This window comes from Mesorhizobium sp. M7A.F.Ca.CA.001.10.2.1, from assembly GCF_003998575.1.
GTDB lineage: Bacteria > Pseudomonadota > Alphaproteobacteria > Rhizobiales > Rhizobiaceae > Mesorhizobium.
The window spans coordinates 1-4,226 of the sequence record NZ_RZQY01000538.1; the positions used below are offsets into that span (position 1 = coordinate 1).

General features: G+C 63.6%; 4 protein-coding genes. 1 reads left to right on the forward strand and 3 read right to left on the reverse strand.

What is annotated here, in order from left to right:
• Window positions 1-252: LysR family transcriptional regulator (locus EN964_RS26720; RefSeq protein ID WP_127276949.1), on the reverse strand; the 252-nt coding region annotated here is incomplete at its 3' end.
• A gap of 147 nt (window positions 253-399) precedes the next feature.
• Here EN964_RS26720 and EN964_RS26725 point away from each other — a divergent pair.
• Window positions 400-1,935 (forward strand): MFS transporter, encoded by a 1,536-nt coding sequence (locus EN964_RS26725; protein WP_127271712.1) that lies wholly within the window; start codon window positions 400-402, stop codon window positions 1,933-1,935.
• Between the two features lie 23 nt (window positions 1,936-1,958).
• On the opposite strand, the gene EN964_RS26730 is transcribed toward EN964_RS26725, so the two are convergent.
• Both EN964_RS26730 and EN964_RS26735 read right to left on the reverse strand, forming a co-directional pair.
• Window positions 1,959-2,735 carry an esterase family protein gene (locus EN964_RS26730; protein WP_127271710.1) on the reverse strand — a complete coding sequence of 259 codons (777 nt, stop codon included), beginning with the start codon at window positions 2,733-2,735 and terminating at the stop codon, window positions 1,959-1,961.
• Window positions 2,736-2,739: 4 nt separating this feature from the next.
• A complete protein-coding gene (locus EN964_RS26735; RefSeq protein WP_127271680.1) occupies window positions 2,740-3,906 on the reverse strand; it encodes an ATP-grasp domain-containing protein in 1,167 nt (388 codons plus the stop codon).
• Between the last annotated feature and the right edge of the window lie 320 nt (window positions 3,907-4,226).

The window sequence follows — 4,226 nt, forward strand, 5'->3', positions numbered from 1 at the left end:
CGACAGCATCGCCTCGGCATCGTCGATGTCGTCGAGGATGCGGCGCACCCGCTCGTTGAACAGCTTGCCCTCTTCCGTCAGGCCAATGCGCCGCGTGCTGCGCTGCAGGAGCCGCACGCCGAGTTCCTGCTCGAGCCGGGCGACACTTTTGCCGACAGCGGAAGCCGAGATGCCAAGCGCCCGCCCGGCGGCGACGAAACTGCCGAATTCGGCGGTGCGGGCGAAGGCCAGGAGCCCGTTGAGACGATCCATTGCGTCATTCCATTCGAGCGTTTCAGTCCGATATACCAGGAGATATAACACCATTTTTCCTGAAATGCCGACGACCTATCTTGTCATCACGACCGGCTCCGCAATGGCGCGGGCCACCGGCGAGTACTGTTTCAGATAGGGAAATCCATGACTTCCAGGACCACAACCGGCTCTGCCGAGAGATGGCTCGTGCTCTTGTCCGTGTGCCTTGCCGCGATGACGATGCCCTTGACCTTCACCGGTCCGGCCGTCGCTCTGTCGCGTATCGCGGCCGATCTCGGCGGCAGTCCGATCGAGCTCAACTGGGTGACAAACGCCTTCATGCTGACCTTCGGCGCCACCCTGATGGCGTCGGGCGCTCTGGCCGACAATCATGGGCGCAAGCGCCTCTTCCTCGTCGGCCTCTCCCTCTATGTCCTGGCGTCGCTGGGCGCGATGCTGGCGCCGGACATCATCTGGTTCGACATTTTCCGCGCCGCGCAGGGTATCGGCAGTGCGGCCGCCTTCGCTGGCGGCGCCTCGGCACTTGCCCAGGAATTCGAAGGGCCGTTGCGGCTGCGCGCCTTCAGCTTCCTCGGCACCAGTTTCGGTATCGGCCTCGCCTTCGGCCCAATCGCGTCGGGCCTGCTCATCTCTGCATTCGGCTGGCGGTCGATCTTTCTTCTGGTTGCAGCACTCGCGATTGCCGCCGCCATGCTCGGCCTGCGCACCATCAGGGAATCGCGCGACCCGGATGCGACGGGCCTAGATTGGGCGGGAGCCGGCACCTTCACGATCGCGCTGGCGTCGCTGACCTATGGCGTGCTCCAGGCCCCGCAGAGCGGCTGGGCCGATCCCCTCGTCGTCTCCCTTCTGGCCGCTTCTGCCATCTGTTTTGTCGCCTTCGTCGTTGTCGAGCGGCGAGCACAACGGCCGATGCTCGATCTCACGCTGTTTGCCTATCCCCGCTTCGTCGGCGTCCAGTTTCTGGCTGCGGCACCCGCTTACGCCTTCGTCGTCCTGCTCGTCCTGTTGCCGATCCGCTTCATCGGCATCGAGGGTATGAGCGAGATCAAGGCCGGGCAATTGATGATCTGCCTATCAGGCCCGCTGCTGATCCTGCCGATGCTCGCCGGACAGCTGGCGCGCTGGATCGCGCCGGCCACGATCTGCGGCGTCGGCCTGCTCGTCGCTGCCGCCGGGCTTGTCTGGCTAAGCCTGACACCACCGGTCGATAGTGCGCTGGTGGCGCCGCTGATGCTGATCGGCGTCGGCATCGCTTTGCCTTGGGGATTGATGGACGGGCTCGCCGTCAGTGTCGTGCCGAGAGAGCGCGCCGGCATGGCGGTCGGCATCTTCAACACCACCCGCGTCGCTTGCGAGGGCGTGGCGCTGGCGATCGTCATGGCGACCCTTTCCGGCTTTACCGCCGCGCATCTCGCCGCACAGGGAACGGCATCTTCGACGCAGGCAGCAGCGGCAGCCCAACTGCTGGTGACCGGCAATCTCGGCGAAGCAGCACAACATCTGCCCCAGGCTGGAGCCATTGTTCTGGTCCAGGCCTACGAGGCGGCGTTCGACAGGCTGCTGATCGTGCTGGCGGCAATCACCGTCATGACCGCCATCGTCGTCTTCCTTGGCCTGCGTCGCGGATCGGCGTCGGAACACGAGACCGTCGCTCTGCCGGCAGGCCAGGAAGGGTAGCTGTCAGCGGACGAGCCCCGCTGTCAGTCGAGCCTGTGCATCAGGTCCTCATCCAGCCAACGGCCGAAGAAATAGACCAGTTGCTTGTGCCACCATGGCCAGTCGTGGCTGACATCGCCGCCCCAATAATCGACCCAGGCGGGAATGGATTTGTCGCGCAGGATCTGTTCCAACTTGCGCGTCTCGACCAGCATCCGCTCTTCCCAGGCGCCCTGGCCGCAGCAGAAGATCAGCCTGAGCGCCTTCAGCCGGGCCAGCAGTTTGGGATCGACGATGCCGGGCAGATAGTCGAGCGGCGAGTTGTAGAAAATGTCGCCCTCGAGCGCTTTGCCGAAGAAGTCGCGCGCCGAATAGACGCCCGACAGGGCAATGACGCCGCTGGCGAGTTCAGGAAAGCGGAAGACGAAGTTCGACGAGTGATAGCCGCCCATCGAACAGCCCGAGAACAGCGGCTTCAGCTTGCGCCCGCCATTGGCCTGCTCGGCTGTGGACAGGAAGTCCGGCAGCGCCTCCTCGCGCACATAGCGGAAATAGGCCTCGTGGCGGGCGATGCGGTGGGCGGCGTCGGCATGCTTGTCGAAGAAGGATTCAGAATCGACGCCGTCGACCGTGAACAGCTGGATGCGGCCGGTGTCGATGAATTCGGCCAGTGCGCCCACCCCGCCGGAATCCTCGAACTGGTAGAACCGGCCCTGCGAGGTCGGGAACACCACCACCGGCCGGCCGGCATGGCCGTAGCGCTTGTATTCCATGTCGCGGCCGAGCTGGCTCGAGAAATTCTTGTGATAGGAAATGTCCATCGCCTCACGCCTTTTCAGCGTGGATGTACGCGACCGCTGCACGCAACGCTGCTTCGTCCTTCGAGCGCATCTGGTAGGCGTAATTTCCCATGGCGCGGCTGAAAACCTCTTCGATGGCCTGATGGTGGACGATCTTGTCACGCTGCGCGGCTAGCACGTCCTCATGGCTGTGCAAATAGTGGAGGCGTCGCTTGCGGCTGGCATAGGCGGTGAAATACTTCCCCTCGTAAGGGCCGCCGGCGGCATCCCTGACCACCATGTCGGCCCATGCCGCGTAGACATCGATGTCGAACGTGTAGTTGATCGCATCGGTCATCCAGGCGCCGGGCGGGCGCATGTTGACCTCCAGCGCGATGACCCGGTCGTCCTTGGTCTCGAACAGCTCGATGTGGAAGAAGCGTTCGCGCACGTCGAATGCTTTCAGGATCTTGCGGCCGGCCTCCTCGACCGCCGGGCTGATCCTGGGAAAGCAGGTGTAGCTCATATGGCGGTCCTTGTTGACCACCTCCATGACGCTCTGGTCGTAGCGGTGGCTGGCCGCCAGCACCACCTCGCCGTCGCGGTTGACCAGCCCGTCGAAGGTCACCACCAGCCCCTCGATGAACTGCTCCATGACGAAGGTCACGTCCTCGGGCTTGTCCCGGAAGAACTGGTCGAGCTCTTTGGCGTTGGAGATCTTGAAGGTGTTCGATGCGCCGGAACCGCTGTCGGGCTTGACCACGACGGGGTAGCCGACGCGCCGGATGAAAGTCATGGCCCCGGCACGGTCGGAGCATTTGCGCTGCGCGATGGTGTCGACGCCGCTCTTGCGGAAGAAGGCACGCATGCGGCTCTTGCGCTTCAGGTTCTTCACGAAATCGAGCTTGGTGCCGTAGATGTTGAAGTCGGTGCGTATGTTGGCTTCCAGCTCAAGCCAATGTTCGTTGAGCGATTCAAAACGGTCGATACGGCCCCATTTATGGACGAAATGCCCCATCGCCCGAAACACCGGATCGTAGTCTTCCATGTTGGCGACGCGGTAATATTCCGAAAGGGCTGCTTTCAGCTTGGCGTCGAGCGCGTCATAGGGCGCGTCGCCGATACCGAGCACCCTGGCCCCGGCCTTCTTCAAACGGTCGCAGAAATCCGCGCCGTTGGCGGGAAAATGCGGCGAGAAGAACACGAAATTCATGAACGACCCCTCCCGCGACAGGGGCATCGAAACCCTGTCGATGCCCGAGTCTGGCGCATTTGCCGCGCGTGGGGAAGAGCGCGCATGTTCGGGACAACATCCGACAGATCACGGCCCGCCACGCGGCCCCCACTTGCCTCTCACAAGCGGCTCCTGTAAGAGAACCGCCATGAACACGCGCGCCACCAACGCTTCCCGTTCGACCGGTTTTTCCGGCGAGGCCGTGCGCGCGCTGGCTTCGACCCTGCTTCTTCTCGTCCTTATCGGCGATCGCCGGGTTCGCTGAAGGAGCGCCCGGCGGTCGAACCGCCGCGCAAGCG

Excerpts from the sequence above, each read along its gene's own strand:
- EN964_RS26730 (WP_127271710.1), bottom strand. The coding sequence starts at position 2,735 with ATGGACATTTCCTATCACAAGAATTTCTCGAGCCAGCTCGGCCGCGAC.
- EN964_RS26725 (WP_127271712.1), top strand. The coding sequence starts at position 400 with ATGACTTCCAGGACCACAACCGGCTCTGCCGAGAGATGGCTCGTGCTC.
- EN964_RS26735 (WP_127271680.1), bottom strand. The coding sequence starts at position 3,906 with ATGAATTTCGTGTTCTTCTCGCCGCATTTTCCCGCCAACGGCGCGGAT.